Here is a 980-nt window from a genome sequence, read left to right as displayed (position 1 = left end):
TCCCACGCCGAGTCCGTGCGCTGTGTCCGGGCCCTGCGCACGCTGGGCAGGCACGGCGACGGCGCCGCACCCGCCGACCTCGGGTTCGTGGGACTCGTGCTCGGCGACCGCGCGGACGTGCCGGAGTTCGTGCGGGCCACGCTCGGCCCGGTGCTGGACTACGACGCCGCGCGCGGTACCGACCTGCTCCGGACACTGCACGCGTACTTCGCGTGCGGCGGCAACCTCACCCGGGCCAAGGACGACCTCCACGTCCACGTGAACACCGTCGCGCAGCGCCTCGAACGCATCTCGGCGCTGCTCGGTGACGACTGGCAGCACCCGGACCGGGCACTGGAGCTGCAACTGGCGTTGCGGCTGCACGCCCTGTCCGGGGCGTTGCCGCCCGGAGCCGCCCCGCCGTGAACCGCTGTCCGCGCCACCCCGGCGGGCGTCGGTCCGGCGCACACGGTTCGCGGCCCGGACGGTCACCGGGGGTGGCCGGGATACGGTGGCCCCCATGTCGCGGGCGCGTGTGGGTGGCGGGATGCTGCTCGCGCTCGCCGTGGTGCTGACCGCGCTGAACCTGCGCCCCGCGATCACGGCGGTGGGTGCGGTCCTGGACCAGATGCGCGTCGGGCTGGGCGCCACCGGCACCTGGGCGGGGGCGCTGACCACCCTGCCGGGACTGTGCTTCGCGGCCGCGAGCCCGGCCGCGCCCGCGCTCGCCCGCCGGTTCGGGCTCGGCCCCGCCATCGGGACCGCGCTGGCGGTGCTGTCGGCGGGGCTGGTGCTGCGCGTGCTGGGCGGGGCGTACATCGTGCTCGGCGGCACACTCGTGGCCTGCGCCGGGATCGCGCTGGCCAACGTGCTGCTGCCGGTGGTCGTCAAGTCCGCCTTCGCCGCCCGGGTCGGGCTGATGACCGGTGTCTACACGGCCGCGCTGCAGGCGGGCGGGGCCCTGGGGTCGTCGGCCACCCCACCGCTCGGGGAGACGTTCG

Annotated in this window: 1 protein-coding gene and 1 pseudogene; both read left to right on the top strand. The window is 76.3% G+C overall.

Annotated elements, in window-relative coordinates:
* Positions 1–405: PucR family transcriptional regulator (locus SACPADRAFT_RS28610; protein WP_007027756.1), on the top strand; the 405-nt coding region annotated here is incomplete at its 5' end.
* A gap of 94 nt (positions 406–499) precedes the next feature.
* A pseudogene (locus tag SACPADRAFT_RS28605) lies at positions 500–980 on the top strand (MFS transporter); the annotation flags it as partial.

The sequence above is a fragment of the Saccharomonospora iraqiensis subsp. paurometabolica YIM 90007 genome (assembly GCF_000231035.2).
In the GTDB taxonomy this organism is placed as follows: Bacteria; Actinomycetota; Actinomycetes; order Mycobacteriales; family Pseudonocardiaceae; genus Saccharomonospora; species Saccharomonospora paurometabolica.
This window is presented reverse-complemented; position numbering and strand designations above follow the sequence as displayed.